Below are 3,295 nucleotides of genomic sequence, written 5' to 3' on the forward strand. Positions count from 1 at the left end.
TACGACGAATTTTATAAATATATTCGCCACATACATACAAAGAAAAAACCTAACGAGCCAATACGATAAAAAATTCTGACATTTTTGGCAAATCAGAAAAATATTCTTGTAACGATTTAAGACTACCTATAATAGGTACACCTTTTATCAATACTTACTCTACTCATCTACATGTCCTTTATTAAAATTTGATTACATAAAATAATTTACTTTATCGATAATATCGATATTAAGCTTATTTAAAAAATATTCTCTTACCTCTTTTGTATCTTCTTTTGAAACCAAAGGAACTATCTGTTTTCCGGTTCTTGTTTTAATGCATAAATATCCTGGATTATAAAATTCAAATTTTTTATTTTGAAGTATCGAAAATAGGAATATTGGCAAAAATCTAACGACAAGTATAGAAATGACAAAAATAATTTTTTGATAGACAAAACCTGACAATAGAGAAATCAAACACAAAATAAAACATAAAACATTTATTCTCAATTTATAGTTTTTCTTGATAAAGCTATCATTGTTTATTTTAAAAATTTCCAACCCGCTTGATATGTTTTTAAAATATGTTATGTGCGAATTGTTGATAATAATGTCTTTTTCTTTTGCAAAATAGCAATACAAAGCCAATAGGCACAAAAATAAAACACTTAAAATAAAAGTTAAATTTTGATTGTATAGCAAATATGTTCTACCGCCATAATATAAATCTATCAAACCTTTGTTATACAAAATTTTTATGAAAATAGACGGAATGATGATTGCTATGATGATATAAAATAGCAAGTGCATAATGCTGTAATTTTTTATAACTATCGGATCCTTATCGTAGTCTCTAGCCCCAGTTTTAGAATTTTTATTAGAAGCGGCATCATCAGAATTTGAATTTTGAAATTTTAGATTTCCTTCTATGTTTAAATTTGAGTTATCGGATTTTGAAGTATCAAAATTTAAGGCATCAGAATTTTGAGCATTAAAATCTTCTTGCGAGCCTTGCTCTAAATTTTGATGCCGTTCATTTAGAATTTTCTTTAACTCTTTGGGCTTTGCTTCGTTCATCCTTATCCCTCGCTAGCGATCTTAAGCGATTTTGTATTTTACTTCTCTGTCGCTTGGGATAGTATTAAATTTAAAGCTACTTCACTTGCCTGACCCAAGCATTTTGGAATTTATCTATCGAGGTAAAATTTATAAAATTGGAAGATAAATTTAAGCGGGAAAAACCCGCTTAAATTTTATTTGCCGCAGCCGCATTTGCCCTGAGCGGCAAGCTTGCGGCGGATATAGGCGATTTTGCTTTGAAGCGGAAGATGCTTAGGGCAGTGATCCTCGCAGCCTAGCAGTGTCATACAGCCAAATACTCCGTCATCATCGCCGATCAGCTCGTAAAAATCGGCGTCGCTGCGTTTATCCAGCGCATCGATCTGAAAGCGCGCTACGCGGTTAATACCGACGGCGCCGATGTAGTCTTTTCGCATTATCGCTACGCCGCATGCAGCTACGCAGATACCGCACTCGATGCAGCGATCCAGCTCGAAAACCTCCTGCGCGACCTCAGGTTCGACCTTCTCCTCAAGCTTTGAGATATCGGTTTCGTGATCGGTGTGGATCCAACTCTCTACGCGTTTGCTCATCGCGTTCATCCAGTTGCCCGTATCAACACTGAGGTCTTTTAGCAACTTAAAAAATGGAAGCGGCATAAGCTCGATCACGCCGTCCGGATAATCCTTAGTAAGCGTGCGGCACGCAAGCTGCGGCTTGCCGTTTACGAGCATACCGCAGCTACCGCAGATACCCGCGCGACAAACGAAGTCGAAACTTAGCTCGGGATCAAATTTCTCACGAATCACGTTAAGCGCGATAAACAGCGTCATTCCGTCGGTCTCTTCGAGCTCGTAAGTAGCGAAGTGCGGCTTTGAAATTTTGCTTAGCGGATTATACTTAAATGCCTTTATTGTTATTTTTCTACTCATATCCTATACCTGCTCTTTCGTTAGGTGCTTTGTATTTTGGCTGCAATTCATAATGCATCAATGCCTCTTGAATTTCATATCTGCCTTTGCCCTCGGCTTGCATTTTCTCGCGAATTTCATCGACCTCTTTTTGGCGCACGGCGCTGTCTGGATGCTCGATGATATTGCCTTTGGCGCCGTATCCGCGGAATGCAGGCGGCATCTCCATCTTCATAATATCAAGCGGCTCGTAGCTTAGAGTAGGCATAGTATCGCCCTCCTTCCAGCTCGCAAGCGTTCGTTTTAGCCAGTTTAGATCGTCGCGTTTTGGATAATCCTCGCGGAAGTGCGCGCCGCGGCTTTCGGTACGATCGAGCGCGCCCTTGGCGATACAAAGCGCGAGCTTTAGCATCTTCGGTACGCGATAAGCCTCCTCAAGCTCTGGGTTTCCAAAAAGCTCTTTATTGCTTACTTTGACGTCCAAGGACTGCTTGTAAAGCTCCTCAAGCTCTTTTACGGCTTTGGCTAATCCCTCGCCGGTGCGGAAGATCGCGCAGTGCTCCCACATCACATCTTTCATCTTGTTTTTGATCTCGAATACGTTAAATTTACCCTCTTTTTCAAGCAGGCTCTTAATGTAATTTTTCTCTTTATCTACGAATTTTTCGATATCGTGCGTATTGATATCGACATCGTGCCCTTGGCAATACTCCGCAAAATACTCTCCCACGATCATGCCCGCGACGACGGTTTCGGCGACGGAATTTCCGCCTAGGCGGTTAAAGCCGTGCATATCCCAGCACGCAGCCTCGCCGGCGCTGAAAAGTCCAGCTAGCGTTGGACTCTCACCCGTAGCTTTTGTTTTGATACCGCCCATCGAGTAGTGCTGCATAGGAAGGATCGGAGCCCAGCCCTTGCCGCGCTTTCTGCCCTGCTCGTCGGTTATTACCTCAGTATCGGCAGGATCGATGCCGTTGAAAATCTCACAAATTTCTTGCACGTCGCGTAAATTTTTCTCAATATGCTCGCGTCCGAGGATCGAAATGTCAAGCCAAACGTGCTCGCCATAAGGGCTCTTTACCCCCTTGCCTGCGCGGATATGCTCCATTATGCGGCGGCTTACGACGTCGCGGCTAGCAAGCTCCTTTTTCTCAGGCTCATAATCCGGCATAAAGCGGTAGCCGTCCACATCGCGCAAAATTCCGCCGTCGCCGCGGCAGCCTTCGGTAAGTAAAATTCCGCTCGGAACGATAGGGGTCGGGTGAAACTGCACCGCTTCCATATTTCCAAGCTGCGCGACGCCGGTCTCAAGCGCGATAGCAGCACCTATACCCTCGCAAACG

General features: G+C 42.6%; 3 protein-coding genes. All 3 read right to left on the reverse strand.

Going from position 1 to position 3,295, the window contains the following annotated elements; all coding sequences use genetic code 11:
• Positions 1-192: 192 nt before the first annotated feature.
• Positions 193-1,059 (reverse strand): hypothetical protein, encoded by an 867-nt coding sequence (locus Q0256_RS02735; RefSeq protein WP_297959830.1) that lies wholly within the window; start codon positions 1,057-1,059, stop codon positions 193-195.
• A gap of 176 nt (positions 1,060-1,235) precedes the next feature.
• Positions 1,236-1,973, reverse strand: a complete 738-nt coding sequence (locus tag Q0256_RS02740) for a fumarate reductase iron-sulfur subunit (RefSeq protein ID WP_297959832.1) — start codon at positions 1,971-1,973, stop codon at positions 1,236-1,238.
• On the reverse strand, positions 1,966-3,295 hold a 1,330-nt coding region (locus Q0256_RS02745; protein ID WP_297959834.1), incomplete at its 5' end, for a fumarate reductase flavoprotein subunit. The genes Q0256_RS02740 and Q0256_RS02745, both read right to left, overlap by 8 nt.

Source organism: uncultured Campylobacter sp. (assembly GCF_937949835.1).
In the GTDB taxonomy this organism is placed as follows: Bacteria; Campylobacterota; Campylobacteria; order Campylobacterales; family Campylobacteraceae; genus Campylobacter_B.

What these genes read in the sequence shown, in the direction of transcription:
- Q0256_RS02740 (WP_297959832.1), bottom strand. Translation starts at nt 1,973, where the DNA reads ATGAGTAGAAAAATAACAATAAAGGCATTTAAGTATAATCCGCTAAGC.
- Q0256_RS02735 (WP_297959830.1), bottom strand. Translation starts at nt 1,059, where the DNA reads ATGAACGAAGCAAAGCCCAAAGAGTTAAAGAAAATTCTAAATGAACGG.